Annotated in this window: 16 protein-coding genes; 5 read left to right on the top strand and 11 right to left on the bottom strand. The window is 57.9% G+C overall.

Annotated features, from left to right (window positions below; translation table 11 throughout):
- Positions 1 to 29: 29 nt before the first annotated feature.
- From ACOTWU_RS21765 to ACOTWU_RS21750, 4 genes are all read right to left on the bottom strand, one after another.
- Entirely contained in the window at positions 30 to 392 is a 363-nt protein-coding gene (locus ACOTWU_RS21765) for a YibL family ribosome-associated protein (RefSeq protein WP_015572767.1), read from the bottom strand.
- Between the two features lie 58 nt (positions 393 to 450).
- Positions 451 to 1,041, bottom strand: coding sequence for a mannitol operon repressor MtlR (gene mtlR, locus ACOTWU_RS21760; protein ID WP_015572766.1), 591 nt, complete (start codon positions 1,039 to 1,041; stop codon positions 451 to 453).
- Positions 1,038 to 2,186, bottom strand: coding sequence for a mannitol-1-phosphate 5-dehydrogenase (mtlD, locus tag ACOTWU_RS21755; protein WP_038416916.1), 1,149 nt, complete (start codon positions 2,184 to 2,186; stop codon positions 1,038 to 1,040). The genes mtlR and mtlD overlap by 4 nt, the downstream gene beginning before the upstream one ends.
- A 101-nt stretch (positions 2,187 to 2,287) precedes the next feature.
- Entirely contained in the window at positions 2,288 to 4,195 is a 1,908-nt protein-coding gene (locus ACOTWU_RS21750) for a PTS mannitol transporter subunit IICBA (protein ID WP_015572764.1), read from the bottom strand.
- A gap of 436 nt (positions 4,196 to 4,631) precedes the next feature.
- Here ACOTWU_RS21750 and ACOTWU_RS21745 point away from each other — a divergent pair, with 436 nt between their 5' ends.
- The 3 genes from ACOTWU_RS21745 to selB all read left to right on the top strand — a co-directional run bounded on the left by ACOTWU_RS21745 (position 4,632) and on the right by selB (position 8,564).
- Positions 4,632 to 5,240 carry a glutathione S-transferase gene (locus tag ACOTWU_RS21745; RefSeq protein ID WP_045339422.1) on the top strand — a complete coding sequence of 203 codons (609 nt, stop codon included), beginning with the start codon at positions 4,632 to 4,634 and terminating at the stop codon, positions 5,238 to 5,240.
- 103 nt (positions 5,241 to 5,343) lie between these two features.
- Positions 5,344 to 6,729 carry an L-seryl-tRNA(Sec) selenium transferase gene (gene selA, locus ACOTWU_RS21740; RefSeq protein ID WP_023304616.1) on the top strand — a complete coding sequence of 462 codons (1,386 nt, stop codon included), beginning with the start codon at positions 5,344 to 5,346 and terminating at the stop codon, positions 6,727 to 6,729.
- The gene (gene selB / locus ACOTWU_RS21735) at positions 6,726 to 8,564 is read left to right on the top strand and encodes a selenocysteine-specific translation elongation factor (RefSeq protein WP_047731287.1); all 1,839 of its coding nucleotides are present in this window, start codon (positions 6,726 to 6,728) and stop codon (positions 8,562 to 8,564) included. Before selA ends, selB begins: the two co-directional genes overlap by 4 nt.
- Before the next feature lie 3 nt (positions 8,565 to 8,567).
- Here the strand turns inward: selB and ACOTWU_RS21730 are convergent, their stop codons facing one another.
- On the bottom strand, positions 8,568 to 9,452 hold the full coding sequence (locus ACOTWU_RS21730; RefSeq protein WP_015572761.1) for an ROK family protein: 885 nt from the start codon (positions 9,450 to 9,452) through the stop codon (positions 8,568 to 8,570).
- 166 nt (positions 9,453 to 9,618) lie between these two features.
- Here ACOTWU_RS21730 and aldB point away from each other — a divergent pair, with 166 nt between their 5' ends.
- Positions 9,619 to 11,157 (top strand): aldehyde dehydrogenase AldB, encoded by a 1,539-nt coding sequence (aldB, locus tag ACOTWU_RS21725; RefSeq protein WP_006808612.1) that lies wholly within the window; start codon positions 9,619 to 9,621, stop codon positions 11,155 to 11,157.
- A 138-nt stretch (positions 11,158 to 11,295) separates the two neighbouring features.
- On the opposite strand, the gene ACOTWU_RS21720 is transcribed toward aldB, so the two are convergent.
- Positions 11,296 to 13,245: a beta-L-arabinofuranosidase domain-containing protein gene (locus ACOTWU_RS21720; protein WP_252049384.1), complete on the bottom strand. Its 1,950-nt coding sequence runs from the start codon at positions 13,243 to 13,245 to the stop codon at positions 11,296 to 11,298.
- Between the two features lie 10 nt (positions 13,246 to 13,255).
- Positions 13,256 to 14,656: an MFS transporter gene (locus tag ACOTWU_RS21715; protein ID WP_126499281.1), complete on the bottom strand. Its 1,401-nt coding sequence runs from the start codon at positions 14,654 to 14,656 to the stop codon at positions 13,256 to 13,258.
- A 225-nt stretch (positions 14,657 to 14,881) separates the two neighbouring features.
- Here ACOTWU_RS21715 and ACOTWU_RS21710 point away from each other — a divergent pair, with 225 nt between their 5' ends.
- Complete coding sequence (locus ACOTWU_RS21710; RefSeq protein WP_023295603.1) at positions 14,882 to 15,700, top strand: AraC family transcriptional regulator; 819 nt, start codon at positions 14,882 to 14,884, stop codon at positions 15,698 to 15,700.
- Here the strand turns inward: ACOTWU_RS21710 and araD are convergent, their stop codons facing one another.
- From araD to ACOTWU_RS21690, 4 genes are read right to left on the bottom strand one after another with little or no spacing between them, the layout of a single operon-like run.
- A complete protein-coding gene (gene araD / locus ACOTWU_RS21705; protein ID WP_048246698.1) occupies positions 15,701 to 16,396 on the bottom strand; it encodes an L-ribulose-5-phosphate 4-epimerase in 696 nt (231 codons plus the stop codon).
- A complete protein-coding gene (locus ACOTWU_RS21700) occupies positions 16,390 to 17,250 on the bottom strand; it encodes an L-ribulose-5-phosphate 3-epimerase (protein WP_048246700.1) in 861 nt (286 codons plus the stop codon). The genes araD and ACOTWU_RS21700 overlap by 7 nt, the downstream gene beginning before the upstream one ends.
- 2 nt (positions 17,251 to 17,252) lie before the next feature.
- Positions 17,253 to 17,906: a 3-keto-L-gulonate-6-phosphate decarboxylase UlaD gene (ulaD, locus tag ACOTWU_RS21695; RefSeq protein WP_017693795.1), complete on the bottom strand. Its 654-nt coding sequence runs from the start codon at positions 17,904 to 17,906 to the stop codon at positions 17,253 to 17,255.
- On the bottom strand, positions 17,903 to 19,408 hold the full coding sequence (locus ACOTWU_RS21690; protein WP_126499280.1) for an FGGY-family carbohydrate kinase: 1,506 nt from the start codon (positions 19,406 to 19,408) through the stop codon (positions 17,903 to 17,905). The genes ulaD and ACOTWU_RS21690 overlap by 4 nt, the downstream gene beginning before the upstream one ends.
- Positions 19,409 to 19,458: the final 50 nt, after the last annotated feature.

Here is a 19,458-nt window from a genome sequence, read left to right as displayed (position 1 = left end):
TCCCCTGCCGCAGCGGCAGGGGAGGACGATCAGAACGCGGTCTTACAAAAACCCGTCATCTCTTTCAGGCCCATTTCGCGACCAAGCTCAGTCATCGGGTGCACCACCACCAGGCCACGGACGCTTTTCTTCAGCTTGCCCATGTCGGCCTGCTCTTTTTTGGTGATCGCGCGGCGATGCGGCATGTTCATCAGCTTCTGCGCTTCTTTACTCAGCTTCTGGCCTTTCACTTCGCGCAGGCGTTCAATTTCCGCCTCCAGCTTCACGGACTCTTTTTCCAGCTCGGCATATTTCTCGGCAGAATCGACCAGGGAGAGGCCAGCCATCTGATGGCGGATCAGATCCAGACGGTCGCTCAGGCGTTTAATTTCGTTCTTTTCGACTTCTTTCATGACAAATAACTCTGAAAACGGGGAATTTACAGGGAAGGATACACCAATGTGTGCGGGCTTACTTCTGAAACGCTTTTTTTAAGCTGATTTTAGAAATCAGCTCAGTCAGGGAAAGCACCATGGTGGAGCGCACAACCTGTTGATAACGCAGCTTTTGCATCGCGTACAGCTCAGGGTCGCTGTTATCAAACTGAGGTGCGGGAGGGAGCGCGGATACGCAGTGCAGTTCGCCGAAGGGCCCCAGTATTTCATCATCGGTAAAGGTGTACTCATTACCGTCATGATTGAGCTCTTCGCGCAGCGCCATTAACAGCTCGGCGTCTTCATACTCCTGGCGGTTCAGCACGCCAAGACCGTAAATCAGCTTCAGCCGTACCGATAAATCGCCCAGCGGTCCGTCTCCGTCCAGTAACGGTTCTACAGCATACTTTACCGCGTAGTCGTCTTTGCGAAACACCTGAAGCACCAGAATGTTCACCGCCTCGGTTAACAGCTCGACGGCGGCAATCAGGAAACTCCGTACGGTTTTGCCAGCATTCAGACGCTCAAGCACACGATTTTCAAAGGCCTGGGTTTGTTCCATTATTGCCTGCATATCTGACAATCTGTTATTCGGGCGCAGGCTAACCTGCGCCGGACTCTGCATCATTTGGTTGCGTTGTATGCGCTGACCGCCTCCGCAACTACGTCACTGTTGGCATCCAGACCGGAGATCTGCGCCAGCGCAGCCTGCGCGCCTTTGTCATCAATCAGCTGAGCCAGCTCAATCGCCTGCGGGTCCTGCTCGCTGCGGTAGTGCATGGCGGCAGCGATGCCCTTCACCAGGTTAGCGTGCGGCAGGCCGTATTCCAGCGTGCCCAGCAGCGGTTTAATCAGGCGGTCGCCCGCGCTTAGTTTACGCAGCGGCTGACGACCCACGCGCTCAACGTCATCTTTCAGATACGGGTTTTCAAAACGACCGAGGATTTTCTGGATGTATGCTGCGTGTTTATCAGCATCAAAACCGTAGCGTTTGATCAGCACCGCGCCGCTCTCTTCCATTGCCCCTTTGACCACCGCACGGATGTTCTCATCGAGGATCGCGTCACGAATCGTCTGATGACCGGCCAATTTTCCGAGGTACGCGGTTATAGCATGCCCGGTGTTCAGCGTGAAGAGTTTACGTTCGACAAATGCCATCAGATTATCGGTTAATTCCATTCCCGGAATGGTCGGCAGCGCGCCCTTAAACTGGGTTTTATCAACGATCCACTCGCTGAAGGTTTCCACGGTCACTTCCAGCGGGTCGTTGGTGGCGGATTCTGACGGCGGAACGATGCGATCCACGGCGGAGTCCACAAAACCGACGTGCGCTTCAACCCAGGCTTTATCTTCGTCGGCGACGGCCGCAAGAACGTGGCCTTTCAGTTGCGTGGTGCCGCGCACCATGTTTTCACAGGCGATGATGTTCAGCGGCGTTTCAACGCCCTGTGCTTTACGTTTCGCCAGGCCTTTCGCAACCGCCGGGGCGATGCGCTCAAGCACCACCGGACCCACGGCGGTGGTGACCAGATCAACGCTCGCGATGAGGTCAATCACGTCGTCGCCAATGCTGCTTACCGCGTTGACGCCAGAGACCGTTTCAACCTGTTCGTTTTCACCCACCACGTGAACCTGATAGCTATGACGGGCATTCAGGGCATCCAGAACCACCTGATTCACATCGGCGAATGTCAGGGTAATGCCCGCGTCTGCCAGCAGTTTACCGATAAAGCCACGACCAATATTACCTGCGCCAAAATGTAATGCTTTCATAGTGTTAACCTTCATCAATGTTTTTACCCGAGAGGGCTGGGGTGAGGAACGTTTTCCCCTCACCCTAGCCCTCTCCCCGGGGGGAGAGGGAAGAGGCGCTGTTACTTGTTCAGCAGGGCCAGAACTTCTTCAACGCTGGTGGTGTTGGCCAGACGCTCAATAACCGTTTCGTCATCCAGCGCGTTGGTCAGGCTGGTAATCACCTGGATATGCTCGTTGTTGCGAGCGGCGATACCAATCACCAGACGGGCGATGTCGTCCTCTTCTTCACCGAAGCGCACACCATCAGGATACTGACAGAACACCACGCCGGTTTTCAGCACGCGGTCTTTGGCTTCCACCGTACCGTGCGGAACCGCGATGGATTCACCCAGGTAGGTTGGGGTCAGCTTTTCGCGTTCCAGCATCGCCTCAACGTACTCAGGCTGAACGTAGCCGCCTTTCACCAGCTGCTCACCGGCGAAGCGAATGGCCTCTTCTTTATTGGTCGCCGTGCGGCCAAGGAAGATGTTTTCAGCGCCCAGTTTGAACAGATGCGCGTTGCTCTCGTCGAAGCTGTCTTGCAGGCTGGTACGCACTTTCACTTCGTTATCTTCATGGCGCTGCGCCGCCACCAGGCGTTCGGTCAGGCTGGCGTACAGGCCGCTGTCGAGGAAGTTGGTCAGGGAAATGTGCTGTGCCTGCGGTACCTGACGCATAGCGCGTTCGGTCAGATCGCGGTGCGTGATCACCAGGTCAACGTCCGGCGGCAGGCTGTTAATCGCGCTGTTGGTGACGGAGATGTTGGTCAGACCCGCATCCTGCACTTTCTTCCGCAGTACGCCCGCACCCATTGCGCTGGAGCCCATACCGGCATCACAGGCCACGATGATTTTACGCACGTGGCTCAGGTCGTTAGAGACATCACCCGCCGCCAGCGGCGTTGCGCCTTTGGATTCGGCTTTCATGTCATGCATACGACGGGTTGCCGCTTCGATATCGTCGTCTTCTTTCACCTTGCTGGTTTTCAGCAGGATAGCGGAGGCCACGAAGGAGACCGCCATGGCCGCACAGATCGCCGCGATGTTCGCGAAGTAGGCGCCTTTCGGGGTCATCGCCAGCACCGCCAGGATAGAGCCTGGAGAAGCAGGAGACACCAGACCACCGCCCAGCACGCTCAGGGTGAACACGCCGGTCATACCGCCAAGGATAACGGCCAGGATCAGACGTGGGTTCATCAGCACATATGGGAAGTAAATTTCGTGAATACCGCCCAGGAAGTGAATGATCGCCGCGCCGCCAGCAGACTGTTTCGCGCTGCCGCGACCAAAGAACATGTATGCCAGCAGAACGCCCATACCCGGACCCGGGTTCGCTTCAATCAGGAAGAAGATGGACTTGCCGAGATCGTGTGACTGCTGAATACCCAGCGGTGAGAAGATACCGTGGTTGATGGCGTTGTTCAGGAACAGGATTTTCGCTGGTTCAACAAAGATAGACGCCAGCGGCAGCATGTCGTGCGCCACCATGAAGTTAACGCCCGCGGCCAGCAGCTTGGACAGCACTTCAACCGCCGGGCCAATGCCGAGGAACGCCAGAATCGCGAGGATCATCCCGATGATGCCCGCAGAGAAGTTGTTCACCAGCATTTCGAAGCCGGATTTGATCTTGCCATCAACCCAGACGTCAAATTTCTTGATCGCCCAGCCGCCCAGAGGACCGGCAATCATCGCACCGAGGAACATCGGCATATCCGCACCGACGATCACCCCCATGGTTGTGATGGCCCCCACGACGCCACCGCGGTCACCGCCCACCAGACGACCACCGGTATAACCGATGAGCAGTGGCAGGAGATAGGTAATCATTGGGCCAACAAGTTTTGCCAGCGTTTCGTTAGGCAACCACCCTGTCGGAATAAATAATGCGGTGATAATACCCCACGCGATAAACGCGCCGATATTTGGCATCACCATGTTGCTGAGGAAACGACCAAAGCTTTGCACTTTGATCTTGAAATCGGATGACATAAAACACCCCTTCTTATGTTTACGCTTAGGCTTGTGGCCCGAGGTTTATCGTTAATGTGCGGCGGCAGAGGTAGCCGGGCCCTGTTCTGATGCTGTGAAATCTGGCACTGAATCGTTCAACTGTCCAGACAGTGAAATTTTGTGTGATCTGAATCACATGAATGTAGGGGGTGAGGATATTAATGAAGTGATCGCGATCACAAAATGAGTGTGTAAAAAAAATACATCGCTCAGAAATACGCCATAATGGGCGGCGTTTTGTGATTTGCATCACAATGTTAAGTTGGTTGTTTGTTTCCAGATTGTGATTTGATTCACAAAATATTTTTATGCAGATTTCTCCCGTATCCCCTCATGGCAGGAATGCGATACGCACACCTGCCTTTTTCCACGGCTTGATCCATACTGACCTCTTTGTGGGCATTAAGGATAAGCAATGAAACTCATCGGCAGTTATACCAGTCCTTTCGTGCGTAAGATTTCGATTCTCCTGCTGGAGAAAGGGATTGAATTTGAATTCGTGAATGAACAGCCCTACAACGCAGAGAACGGCGTTGCGCAGTACAACCCGCTGGGGAAAGTCCCGGCGCTGGTAACGGACGAGGGCGACTACTGGTTTGATTCCCCGATCATTGCGGAGTACATCGAACTGCTTGGCGTTGCGCCAGCCATGCTGCCGGCGGACCCAAAAGCAGCGCTGGTGATGAAGCAAATTGAAGCCCTGGCGGATGGCATTATGGATGCGGCATTGACGTCCGTACGCGAGCAGGCAAGGCCCGCCGCCCAGCAGTCAGAAAATGAGCTGCTACGCCAGCGCGAAAAAATCAGCCGCAGCCTGGATATGTGCGAACAGCTGATCCGCGACGGGAAAATTCAGAGCGATAGCCTGAATCTGGCGACGATCGCCATCGCCTGCGCCATTGGCTACCTCAATTTCCGCCGCGTCTCGCCGGGCTGGTGCGTGGATCGTCCGCTGCTGGTCAAACTGGCGGAGACGCTCTTCCAGCGCGAAAGTTTTGCCCGGACTGAACCGCCAAAGGCTTGATGCGGGTTATAACACTTCCTGGCGGGAGGCGGTACAATCCCCCCACATGTTAACTCCCTCTCCCGTCGGGAGGGGGGAAGATATTTACTCGCCAGGCGCATTCATGACTACTCATCATTCCCTCTACAGCCAGATCCCCGCTACCGATCGTCTGCTTCGTGACCCGCGCATCACTGCGGTGCTGGAGCAGTTTGGCCATACTGCAACGGTCGACATGCTACGCCAGCTTCAGGACGATGCGCGTCGCCATATTCAGGCTGAGAACGCGCTACCCGGCTGGTGCGTGGCGTGGGAGCAGGAAGTTGAACGCAGGCTGAGCAAGCACGGGCAAAGCGCGTTGCGCCCGGTTATTAACCTGACGGGCACGGTTCTGCACACCAATCTGGGCCGGGCACAGCAGGCCGAAGAGGCAACAGAGGCCGTCACCCGTGCCATGCGCTCGCCGGTGACGCTGGAGTACGATCTGGACGGCGCCGGGCGTGGGCATCGCGATCGCGCACTGGCGGATCTTCTCTGCCAGATCACCGGCGCGGAAGATGCCTGCATTGTGAATAACAACGCGGCGGCGGTGCTGTTAATGCTGGCGGCCACCGCGAGCGGAAAAGAGGTTGTCGTCTCTCGCGGCGAGCTGGTGGAGATCGGCGGGGCGTTTCGTATTCCGGATGTCATGCGCCAGGCGGGCTGCACGCTGCATGAAGTGGGCACAACCAACCGTACCCATGCAAAAGATTATCGCGCGGCGGTGAATGAAAACACCGCCCTGCTGATGAAAGTGCATACCAGCAATTACCACATTGAGGGTTTCACCAAAACGGTGGAAGAGGCCGAACTGGCCGCCATCGGGCGCGAGCTAAACGTGCCGGTGATTGCCGATCTCGGCAGCGGGTCGCTGGTGGATATGCGCCAGTACGGTCTGCCGAAAGAGCCCATGGTGCAGGAAATGGTTGCCGCGGGCGTAAGCCTGGTCAGTTTCTCCGGTGATAAATTGCTGGGCGGGCCGCAGGCGGGGATTATCGTCGGCAGGCGCGAGCTGATTGCGCAGCTACAGCAGCACCCGCTGAAGCGCGCCCTGCGTGCCGATAAAATGACGCTGGCCGCGCTGGAAGCCACGCTGCGGCTCTATCTCCACCCGGAGAAACTGGCTGACCGCCTGCCCACGTTGCGTTTGCTGAGCCGTGATGCGGCCTCCATTCGCGCGCAGGCGGAAGCGCTACTGCCGCAGGTTGCTCCTCATTACCCTGAGTTTGACGTTCGTATCGAGCCTTGCCTGTCGCAAATTGGCAGCGGCTCGCTGCCGGTGGACAGGTTACCGAGCGAAGCGCTGACGTTCACCCCGCGCGACGGACGCGGAAGCCAGCTTGAGGCGCTGTCGGCGCGCTGGCGCGCATTACCGACGCCGGTGATTGGCCGGATCGGTGACGGGCGCATGTGGCTGGATTTACGCTGTCTGGAAGATGAAGTGCGGTTTCTGGAGATGATGTTGAAATGATTATTGCCACCGCCGGTCATGTTGACCACGGCAAAACCACGTTATTGCAGGCCATTACGGGCGTGAATGCCGATCGCCTGCCGGAAGAGAAAAAGCGCGGCATGACCATTGACCTGGGTTACGCCTACTGGCCGCAGCCCGACGGTCGCGTGCTGGGCTTTATCGACGTGCCCGGCCACGAGAAGTTTCTTTCCAATATGCTCGCGGGCGTGGGCGGGATCGATCACGCCCTGCTGGTGGTCGCGTGCGATGACGGGGTGATGGCGCAAACGCGCGAGCATCTGGCGATCCTCCAGCTGACGGGAAACCCGCAGTTGACCGTCGCCCTCACCAAAGCGGACCGTGTGGATGAGGCGCGTATCGACGAGGTGCGTGAAGAGGTGCTGACGGCGCTGAGTGAATACGGTTTTAAGGATGCCGCATTGTTTGTCACAGTGGCGACAGAAGGCCGCGGTATCGACGCTCTTCGTGACCATTTGCAGCAGATCCCGTCTCGTAAACAGGCCAGCCATCACCGCTTCCGTCTGGCGATCGACAGGGCGTTTACCGTGAAAGGGGCTGGGCTGGTGGTGACCGGTACCGCGCTGAGCGGCGAAGTGAACGTGGGCGACACCCTGTGGCTGACGGGCGTGAACAAACCGATGCGCGTGCGCGGGCTTCACGCGCAAAACCAGCCGGTGGAACAGGCCCATGCCGGGCAGCGTATCGCCCTGAATATTGCCGGTGATGCCGAAAAAGACCAGCTTAACCGCGGCGACTGGCTGCTGGCCGACGCGCCGCCGGAGCCTTCTGAACGGATCATCGTTTCACTCCAGACCCACACGCCGCTGACCCAGTGGCAGCCGCTGCATATCCACCACGCGGCCAGCCACATCACCGGACGCGTGTCGCTGCTGGAAAACGATCTCGCCGAACTGGTGTTCGACTCCCCGCTCTGGCTGGCGGATAACGACCGCCTGGTTCTGCGCGATATTTCGGCGCGGGAAACGCTGGCGGGCGCGCGCGTGGTCATGCTGGATCCGCCCCGTCGCGGCAAGCGTAAGCCCGAGTATTTACAGTGGCTGGCCGCACTGGCCCAGGCCCGCGATGATAAGTCTGCGTTAGATATCCACCTTGAGCGTGGTGCGGTGGATCTGGCGGCGTTCGCCTGGGCGCGCCAGCTCAGCAGCGAAGGATTGCGTCTTCTGACGCAGGAGCCAGGTTTTATTCAGGCCGGCAACAGCCTGCTGAACGCGCCGGTGGCGGCGCGCTGGCAGCGCAAAGTGCTGAGCACGCTGGCGACCTACCATGAACAGCATCAGGATGAGCCCGGCCCGGGCCGTGAACGTCTGCGGCGCATGGCGTTGCCCATGGAAGACGACGCGCTGGTGCTGTTGCTGATTGAAAACATGCGTGAAAGCGGCGTGATTGCAAGTCATCACGGCTGGCTGCACCTGCCGGAGCACAAGGCCGGTTTTACCGCTGAGCAGGACGCGGTCTGGCAAAAAGTGGCGGCGCTGTTTGGCGATGAACCGTGGTGGGTGCGCGATCTGGCGCGTGAAACCAATACCGATGAGCAGCTGATGCGTCAGGTACTGCGCCATGCGGCGCAGCAGGGGATGATTGTGGCGATCGTGAAAGATCGTTATTACCGCAACGATCGGATCGTGGCATTTGCGAACCTGATCCGGGAGCTGGATCAGGCGCGCGGATCAACCTGCGCCGCAGACTTCCGCGATCGGCTGAACGTAGGACGCAAACTGGCGATTCAGATCCTGGAGTATTTCAACCGCATCGGGTTTACGCGTCGTCGTGGCAATGACCATGTGCTACGCGACGCGCAGTTATTTCCCTAAGCGTTAAGCGCTGCGCGCCTGCTTCTGCTTAGCCAGCCAGACCGCACCCAGCCTTCCCGCCTGGTTACCCAGCTCGCAGGGAAGGATGGGCACCCGGAGCGCTTCCCACTCCTCGAATCGCTGTAGGTATTTATCCAGCAGGAGATAGATTTTCTCCTGCTCGCTAATGCCGCCGCCAATCAGCACCGCCTGCGGATCAAACATGGAGATCACGCTGTAGATGCCCCGCGAGAGGAAATGCGCCCACTCTTCTATGGCCTCACGCAGATGCACGTCGCTGTCCATGCGTCTAAACAGCTCCTCACCGTCAGGCATCTCATCTTCCGACACGGCCAGCGCGCGGCGGCAGGCTTTCATCAGGCCGCTGGCGGACGCCACTTCGTGCATCGGCTCGCCGTTGTTGCCAACGGGCAGCACGCCAAACTCACCCGCCCGGTAGTGCGACCCACGGTAGAGATCGCCCTCCATGACGATACCGCCGCCGATGCCGGTGCCGATGGTGATGCAGACAAAATGCTCATAATCCTTACCGGCGCCCTGCCAGCGTTCGCCCAGCGCCGCGCAGTTGGCGTCATTTTCGGTTGTTACGGGGAGATCGGTCAGCTGTGCGAAAAGCTCGCACAGGTTTTCACCGTCAAGGTAATCCAGCGCCCCGGCCTTGGCCGCTTCGCCGGTATGGTGATTGATGTGGCCCGGAAAACTCACGCCGATGCCGACGATCTCATGCTCCTGGCGGTACTTATCCACCACCGCTTTCCACTTCTGTTTGAAGGTGCTTTCATCGTCAGGCGTATCATATTCATCGGATGTCAGTTCTTCGCCGTTTTCGTTGATCACGCCGTGTTTGATGTGGGTTCCGCCCACGTCAAAGCCGATAAATAGCTGCATTGCATTGTTCCTCATGAGCCCCTGAGCTATTAAGTATGGCTCCGGCGGCAGAAACGAAACGTAAAGTACGGTAATCCGTGATACGGCTCGTAAACCCGTTACCGACTGGCGAGAAAATCACCAGCCGGAACTACCCTTGTTGTACACCTACTGCAAGGAGACGGTCATGACAAACAATCCTCCCTCATCGCGTATCCAGCCAGGCGAGTATGGTTTTCCTCTTAAGCTGAAGCCCCGCTATGACAACTTCATCGGCGGCGACTGGGTGGCGCCCGTCGACGGTGAGTACTATTCCAACCTGACGCCCGTTACCGGCCAGCCGCTGTGTGAAATTGCCAGTTCGGGCAAGCGGGATATCGATTTAGCGCTGGATGCGGCGCATAAGGCGAAAGATAAGTGGGGACAAACGTCCGTTCAGGACAGAGCGGCCATTTTGTTCAAAATCGCCGATCGGATGGAGCAGAATCTGGAGCTGCTGGCGACCGCGGAAACGTGGGACAACGGCAAGCCGATCCGGGAAACCATGGCGGCGGACGTGCCGCTGGCGATTGACCATTTCCGCTATTTTGCGTCCTGCATTCGTGCCCAGGAGGGGGGAATAAGTGAAGTTGACAAAGATACCGTGGCGTATCACTTCCACGAGCCGCTCGGCGTGGTGGGGCAAATTATTCCGTGGAACTTCCCGCTGCTGATGGCGAGCTGGAAAATGGCGCCCGCGCTGGCGGCGGGTAACTGCGTGGTGCTGAAACCTGCACGCTTAACGCCGCTTTCGGTACTGCTGCTGATGGAGGTGATTGGCGACCTGTTGCCGCCGGGGGTCATTAACGTGGTCAACGGGGCCGGGGGAGAGATCGGCGAATATCTGGCTACTTCAAAGCGTATTGCCAAAGTGGCGTTTACCGGCTCAACGGAAGTGGGTCAGCAGATCATGCAGTACGCGACCCAGAACATCATTCCGGTCACCCTGGAGCTGGGCGGGAAATCGCCGAACATCTTCTTTGCCGACGTGATGGATGAAGAGGACGCCTTCTTCGACAAAGCGCTGGAAGGGTTTGCGCTGTTCGCGTTCAACCAGGGTGAAGTCTGCACCTGTCCGAGCCGCGCGCTGGTGCAGGAATCCATTTATGAGCGCTTTATGGAGCGGGCGATCCGGCGCGTGGAGTCGATTCGCAGCGGTAATCCGCTGGATAACGTCACCCAGATGGGAGCGCAGGTATCGCATGGCCAGCTGGAAACCATCCTCAACTATATTGATATCGGTAAAAAAGAGGGGGCCGATGTGTTGACCGGCGGTCGTCGTAAGGTGCTGGGCGGCGATTTGCAGGAGGGTTACTACCTTGAGCCGACCATCCTGTTCGGTAAGAACAACATGCGCGTTTTCCAGGAGGAAATTTTTGGACCGGTGCTGGCCGTCACCACGTTTAAAACCATGGACGAGGCGCTGGAGCTCGCCAACGACACGCAGTATGGCCTGGGGGCGGGCGTCTGGAGTCGTAACGGTAATCTGGCCTATAAAATGGGCCGCGGCATTCAGGCCGGACGCGTATGGACAAACTGCTATCACGCCTATCCGGCTCATGCGGCATTTGGCGGCTACAAACAGTCGGGCATCGGGCGTGAAACCCATAAGATGATGCTGGAGCACTACCAGCAAACGAAATGTCTGTTGGTCAGCTACTCCGATAAACCGCTGGGGCTGTTTTAATCTCCGGGCTCAGGTCGTTCCGGGTAGGGTGACCTGAGCCGGGTTAAAGCCGGGTGGCGGCTTCGCCTTACCCGGCCTACTTTTTAACTCCCTCTCCCGTGGGAGAGGGCTGGGGTGAGGGCAACAGGCCGCAGTTATTCAGCTTTCATCCACCCATATCCGCATTTCCCCTTCTCCCCGGTTTGCCCAGCTGAACCACGGAATAAAGGTCAGCGTCCGGGGCTGACGTTCTACCGGCGAGTGGTCGTACTGCCACAGGGCATCAGTGCCCTTCGCCTGACACCCGATCCCTTCCGCCTGTATCAGCATCTTGTGCGCGAAAATGCCTTTGCCTTCGAAAACCCGAAACGCGCTGTCCTGGGGCAAAGAAAGGTTATGCAGATTTGCGCCGTTATCGGCTTCTTCCAGGCAGTAAACCAGCGGTCCACGCTGCAATGCGATTTTCCCCGCCTGCTGGCGCACCTGCGGGTTGCCGTACACGCGGCGGACCGGCATCGGTAACGTCAGCGTCAGCGTGTCGCCTTCCTGCCAGCTTCGGTTGAGGTATAAGTATCCACGGGAGACCTCGCCTGTAATGGCCTGACCATTGAGCGAAACAGCCGGTTCCGCACACCAGTCCGGCAGCCTCAGGGCCAGCGTGTGAGTCACCGGAACTGGTGAGGTAATCTCGATTTTCACCTGCTCATGCCACGGATAGTTCCCGCTAATCCGCAGCTGGAGGATGTTATCCCCAACCGGAATGGCGACGTCGTTTCCCACGTACAGGTTGATCAACAGCGCGTCCGGGCGAACGGTATAAATGTAGTGCCCCAGCGAGGTCAGCACGCGCGCAATATTCGGCGGGCAACAGGCGCAGCCGAACCAGCGCTGGCGCACCGGTTTGACGTGGTCATAGATATGGTTAAAGGCCAGGGTTTTCGGGTGCACTTCCAGCGGATTCACATAAAAGAAATGCTTACCGTCCAGCGCCATGCCGCCCAGCACCGTGTTGTACAGCGCGCGCTCCATCACGTCGGCGTAGTGGCCGTCCGCCTCCATTTCCAGCATCCGGCGGGCAAACATCATCAGGCCGATGGAGGCGCAGCTTTCGGCGTAGACCGTATCGTTGGGCAGATCGTAATCGCTGCTGAACGCCTCGCCGCTGCTTTGGGAGCCAATCCCGCCGGTGATGTACAGCTGGCGCTGTGCCATGTTGTTCCACAGCCGCAGGCAATCCTGACGTTTCCCCTCGTCGCTGCTCAGGCGCGCCAGATGCGCCATGCCCGCCATCAGATAGACAAAACGCACGGCGTGGCCGATGGCCGTTTGTTGTTCCGCAAGGGGCAGATGCGCCTGGCTGTAGGCTTTGTCCTTGACCATCCACGCCGGGCCATAGGTGTTCCAGTATGACGTTCTGCCGCGCTTCTCGTATTCGATATCGTAGAAGTGAGGCTGCGCGCCGCGTTCCTCAATAAAGTATTTCACCAGATTGAGATAGCGTTGCTCCTGCGTGACGTCGTACAGCCGCATCAGCGCCAGCTCGATTTCCGGGTGGCCAGGGTAACCGTGCAGCTGGTTTTCGCCCGGGCCAAACACGCTGTCGATATGATCCGCCAGCCTGCACACCACGTCCAGCAGGCGGCATTTTCCGGTTCCCTGGAAATACGCCACGCCCGCTTCAATCATATGTCCGGCGCAGTACAGTTCGTGGCATTCGGCCAGATTGGTCCAGCGCTCGGCCGGTGCTTTCACCGTGAAATAGGTATTGAGATAGCCATCTTCGCACTGCGCCGCTGCGACCAGCTCGATCACCTCGTCGGCGGTTTTTTCCAGTTCAGCATCCGGCTTCTGGCACAGCGACCACGCCACGGCTTCGAGCCATTTCGCCACGTCGCTGTCCTGAAAGACCATCCCGTAGAACTCCCCCTGTTCCAGACCGGCCGCAATGCGGAAGTTGGCGATGGCGTGGCTGGGTTCGGCCTCCGCCACGCGATCGTTAAGCGCATCCCACTGGTAGGGGATCACCACATCGCGGACCAGCCGTTGGTACTGACCAAGAAACGGGTCGTTGATTTTCAGCTGATGCAGGTCGGCTTCCATTATGGTCATATCGTTCTCCTCAGGACTGTAAATGACGCTGGCGCAAATCGGTGGCAATGCGCGACATCACGGGATTGTTAAGCCTGCACCAGCGGATAGCGACCGCCAGCAGCAGGTGGAAAAGGGCAGGAAGCAGCGTCTCCATGGCGGTGATGCCCTGCAATGAGGCGGGTGTCTGGTTACCTGCGCCTGGCTGATAGGCCACGGCAATAAACACCAGGCTGATGATCCCGGCGCTGGATGCCCACGCGAGCTTGATGAAAAACAGATTGAAGGCGAAGTTCATCCCCGATGAGCGCACGCCGGTTTTCCATTCGCCGTAGTCATCGGCAAAGGCCATCAGCGAGAAGTGCAGCGGCAGGGTGAAGCCCAGGATCACGCCGTTACTTAAAATCACGATCAACCAGAGCGTCTGGTGCGCCGGGCCATCCGGCAGGAACCACATTCCCACCGCAAGCGCAGCGAGTATCAGGTTGGTGTAGTAGTAGAGTTTGATGGTATCAATCCGCCGCGACAGCGGACTGACGATCACCGCGCCCAGAATAGCGGCAAAGGTCACCATGGTGAAAAACAGCGAGGTGTACGCCGTGCTGCCCTGAAGCACGTAGGTGATGAAGTACATGTATCCGCCGCCGCGAATGTTGAAGACGTTGATCAGCAGAAACGACATCACCAGCATCAACAGCAGCTGATCGTTTTTCCGCAGGCCCGTCAGGTGCTCGCGCAGGGTGAATTTACCCATCAGCGCAAGCGGGACGCGCTCGCGCACCCAGAAGAAGCAGCACAGGAACATCACCACGGCGATGGTGCACAGCACGCCGACGCCCAGCTGATAACCCCGGGCGGTATTGCCCTGTCCCAGCTCTGACACCAGCCACGGCAGGCCAACGGAGACCAGAAAGCCCGCCACGCCGCACAGTACGAAGCGCCAGGACTGGCAGGATATAACCTCGTTGTGGCGGGTGGTCATGGTGTTGATCAGCGCGCAATATGGCACGTTGATGGCGGTATAGCCCACTGAAAGCAACAGATAGGTGCCGAACGCCCAGGCGATTTTCACGCCCATGCTGGCGTCCGGGACGGTGAAGGTCAGCACGCCGACGATCCCGATGGGAAGCGCGACCCACAGCTGCCAGGGACGAAAACGCCCCCAGCGGCTCTGCGTGCGGTCGGCAATCACGCCCATCACCGGATCGGAAATCGCGTCAAATACCCGAAGGGCAATAAACAGCGTGCCCACCAGCGCGGGCGTCAGGCCAAATACATCGGTATAGAAAAAGGTCAGAAAGTTCATGATCAGGCAGGTAATTACCGTGCCGCCCGCGTCGCCCAGGCCGTAGCCAATTTTCTCGCGGACTGACAGCCGGTCATCGGCTGCCTGTTTTGCAACTTCTGCGTCTGTAATCGGTGTGGAAGTCATGGGGTAACTCCTCGATAAACGATTTTTTATCGTATTTGTGCAAGGTACCCCATTTATTCTGCATTCAACGGGCAGACCAACAAGGGAAGGGAAAAGTATAAAAAGGTGACGATTCCGACCTGATGGTGAAACTGTGAGTTTGATCGAGCCGTTCTGCTGATATTTATTAATAATCAAGGGATAAAGAAAATATTAGCCACCAAAAAAGCGGAAAAATGAATATCCATGCTTGAATTATCCATAGCACTTCCGATTAGAGTTCAAAATGGCGGGTTATTTATCTCCCGGGGCGTGGGCCGTCATCCCGCACGAAAATTATCTTCGTGGGAGATAATTTTTGTCGAAAAAGGGACATTAACGATCCAGGAGGAAAATACGCTGTTTGAGGTAAACGCTGGCGAGAGTTTGTTACTTTGGCCGAAGCGGCGGCATGTCGGCGTGGAAGATTTTCCGGGCGATCTCAAATTTTACTGGCTGCATTTTGAGGTGGATGAACGCTTGCCGGTGTTGCCAGGCGCGACGCCGCTGTCGATTGAGCAACACTGTAGCGTGCGGGATCCGCAATATGTTATTGCGTTATTCCGTCAGTTTTTAAGCGAGCAGGAAAAATTACAGCGTAGCCAGGCGCTGGAGATAATTTTGCTGTTAATTTTGCAGCAGATATCGCTCTCGCCGGGATATGAAGATAAAGCGGATGATGCGGGCGCGGCAATGGCGTGGAAGGCCAAGCAGATTATCCGCACGCACTTTCATTTGCCCCTGTCCACTTCGCAGCTGGCAAAAGAGCTGCACTGCAACGCAGATTACCTGGGGCGAGTATTTCGTCGGACGTTTCATTTAACCCTGACGGAGGCAATTCACCGCCAGCGCGTCAGGGCCGCTGAAAAACTGCTGCTGAACGATGCGGCCTCATTAACTGAAGTTGCCGCCCGGTGCGGTTTTAATGACGTGGGTTATTTCCGGCAAATATTCTCAAAACATACCGGGTTAACGCCCGCCGTCTGGAAACGGCGGTACTGTAAAGAGCATATTAATTCCGGATGATCACTGGCCGTAATAGGCATTTGCGCCATGCTTGCGCAGATAATGCTTATCCAGCAATTCCTGCTGGATAACCGGAAGCTGAGGTGCAAGCTGGCGCGAGAAAAGCCCCATATAGGCGCACTCTTCCAGCACCACGGCATTGTGTACCGCATCGGCAGCGTCTTTGCCCCAGGCAAACGGGCCGTGAGAATGAACCAGCACCGCCGGGACCTGCATCGGGCTTATGTCGCGCTCCTCGAAGGTTTTGATAATGACTTCCCCCGTCTGGTATTCATATTCACCCGCGATTTCAGCCGTGGTCATCAGCCGCGTGCAGGGGATCGCACCGTAAAAATAGTCCGCGTGCGTCGTTCCCCACGCGGGTAAATCTTGCCCCGCCTGCGACCAGATGGTGGCGTGGCGGGAATGGGTATGCACAATGCCGCCAATTTCCGGGTAACGACGATACAGCGCGAGATGGGTCGGGGTGTCGGAGGAGGGCTTTTTACTCCCCTCGACCACTTTACCCGTGGCGATATTTACCACCACCATATCTTCTGCGGTCATCACGTCGTACTCCACGCCGGATGGTTTGATCACCATCATGCCGCTGGCACGGTCAACCGCGCTGACGTTGCCCCAGGTGAACGTCACCAGCTGGTGGGCGGGCAGGGCGAGATTTGCCGCCAGCACCTCGGCTTTGAGTTGTTCTAACATGTCATGCCTCCTTCCTGCATTCGGGCTTCAATCCAGCGGCGCGCCTGGATGATCTCCAGCACCGGCTCTTTGGCTTTCTCGGTCCACATTTCAATCAGAAATGCGCCGCGATAATTAAGTTGATTCAGCGTGTTAAACACGCCAACGAAATCGACGCAGCCCTCGCCAAACGGCACGTCGCGGAACTGTCCGGGGCTTTGCTCGGTAACGGGCCGGGTATCTTTCAGGTGGATAGCGGCGATGCGGTCAATGCCCAGCGTCAGCTCGGCGGTGACGTCGTTGCCCCACGCGCTCAGGTTGCCGACGTCCGGGTAAACGCTGAACCACGGCGAGGCGAGCATGTCGTCCCACTTTTTCCACTTGCTGATGGAGTTCATAAACGCAGTGTCCATGATCTCTACCGCCAGCATTACCTGCGCGGCGGCAGCCTGCTCTACGGCCCACGCCAGCCCTTCGGCAAAGCGCTGTTGCGTGCCCTCATCGTGTTCCTCGTAGTACACGTCATAACCCGCAAGCTGGATGGTGCGAATACCCAAATCACGGGCCAGCCGGATGGCTTTGGTCATGATCTCGCGGGCGCGTTCGCGCACGATTTCATCGCGGCTGCCAAACGGGAAGCGACGATGGGCAGACAAGCACATCGACGGGATGGCCACGCGGGTCTCCAGCATCGCTTCCACAAGAGAGGCGCGCTGCGTGGTACTCCATTCAAGGCGCGATAAACGCTCGTCGGTCTCATCCACCGACATCTCCACAAAATCGAAGCCGCAGCTTTTTGCCAGAACCAGGCGCTCCGGCCAGGAGAGATCTTTTGGCAGCGCTTTTTCGTAAATGCCTAACGGATGCTGACGCATGGTTACTCTCCCCAGATGTCGCGGATTTGCGAATGGAATGCCTGTGCCACCTGCGGCGGATTATCGGCGCCTGCCAGCGCGCGCCCGGCAATGAAGGCTTTGACGTTGATCTGCTTAAACAGCGACAGGTCAGCGGGGGTGATACCGCCAGTTATAGAAAGCTGCAAACCGATATCGGACAGCGCCTTCATTTTGCTGAGATCCGCCTCACCCCACTGCTGGCCGCTGGCCTGTGCGTCGCGCCCGCGGTGGTAAATCGCCTGCTTCACCCCGATGCGATGCCACGCGCGCGCGTCGTCCAGCGTCCAGTTGCCAAACAGCTCCATCTGGATCTCGCCGCCGCCGCGCAGTGCGACCTCGTGGCCACGTTCAACGGTGGCCAGCGGGGCGGCACAGATGATGGTCATCCAGTTTGCGCCTGCGCCAAACGCCTGCTCAGCCAGCGTTTCTCCGGCATCGGCGACTTTCCAGTCCGCCACGATAATTTTATCCGGACACTGCGCGCGCAGGGCGCGAACAGCGTTTAGCCCTTCGGTCAGGCATAGAATGGTGCCGGCTTCGACGATGTCGACGTGATCGGAAAGCGTCGCGACATCGCGCTGCGCGGCCTGAAGCGAGGTGTGGTCGAGCGCCAGCTGCAATAATGGTCGGCTCATAGGTCGTACTCCTTAACACGGGCGTGATAGCCCTGTAATGCTGAAATCAGTAGCTGGTAACGGTGATATTTGCGCTGGTAGGCGGCATGGGCACGCATGTCAGGTTCAATCATCCGGATGTCATGCCTGAGAGCGCGCTGAGCGGCGTAAAAATCGGGATAGAGGCCTGTACCGACGAGCGCGGCCAGCGCCGCACCGGAACAGCCGGTCTCTTCCACCTGGGGGAGTTCAATCGCCAGGCCGCTGACGTCCGCGAGCATCTGCATCCACACGTCCGAATGGGTGGGGCCGCCCGTCACGCGCAGGGTCTGCACGCGGGGAAAGCGTTCGAGCATACGGTTGAGGTGGGTCATGTGGCTGAATACCACCCCTTCATAAACCGCCTGGAGGAGGTGCGCGCGGGTATGCAGCGCCTGCAAACCATAGAAACCGCTGGTCATCTCCAGCCCGGCGTTGCTGCCGTAGAGGAAAGGCAGGAAGAACACATCGCTTTCAGCTTTTGGCTGGCTGGCCACGGCGTGGTTAATCTCATCGAATGACATATCGCCCCATTGGGCCGTCAGCCATTCCAGGTTGCCGGACGAGGTGGGGCTGGCTTCATGAACGATGAACTGCTGCGGATGGACGTAGCGGCCATAGACGTAGGGGAACGGCTCGTTGTCGCGGATGCCGTGGGCAATCCCACTGGTTACGGCCCAGGTCCCCATTACGGCATTCAACGTATGTTCGTCATGCAGCCCGGCGCAGATCGCGGTGGAAACCACATCAAACAGTCCACCAACGACGGGAGTACCCGCCGTGAGACCGGTCAGTGCGGCTGCCTGAGCGGTGATTTCCCCGCAAATTTCTGCTGAACCGATAATGGGTGGCAGGGCACCGTCAATGTCGCTGATGCCGAGCCAGCGCGTGAGCTGCGGATCGTACTGCCCGGTATTCATGTTGTAGAGATTGGATTCCGAGATGTTGCTCTCTTCGCAGCCTTTGACGCCGGTCAGACACCAGCGCAGGTAATCGTGCGCCATCATCACGCTGCCGATTTGCTGATACCGCTGCGGCTCGTTCTCTTTAACCCAGCGCAGGAGCGAGGCCGGATGCCCCGTCCACAGCGTCTGGCGAGTATGCGGATAGAGCTTTTCGGGTATACCGTCCTGCTGCCAGCGTTGCACGATCTCCAGCGCACGGCGATCGGAGGAGAGTATGGCGTTACCCAGGGGGCGATCCTGTTTATCGAGCAGAAACAGCCCCTTGCCCTGGGCTGAAATGCCAACGCCTTTGATCTGACCGCCGTCAGCGCCTGAATTTTTAAGCAGCAGGGCGACGGTTTTGTGGCAGTGCTGCCAGAGCTGGTGCATATCCCGCTCGGCGTACCCGGCGCGTGGGCTGAGCGTGGCCACTGAGCGGCGTTCAATACAGACTTCTTTGCCCTGGCTGTTGTATAAACCGGCTTTCAGATAAGTACCGCCACAATCGATACCCAGCCAGAAGGGCTCTTTTTCACTCATCGTCTTCTCGCTTAATTGCCGGGTGGCGCTTCGCTTACCCGGCCTACGGT

Origin of the sequence: Enterobacter cloacae complex sp. GYL001 (assembly GCF_049237125.1) — a bacterium.
GTDB lineage: Bacteria > Pseudomonadota > Gammaproteobacteria > Enterobacterales > Enterobacteriaceae > Enterobacter > Enterobacter hormaechei_C.
The sequence above is the reverse complement of the archived record's forward strand: the minus strand, read 5'-3'. Positions and strand labels throughout refer to the sequence as shown.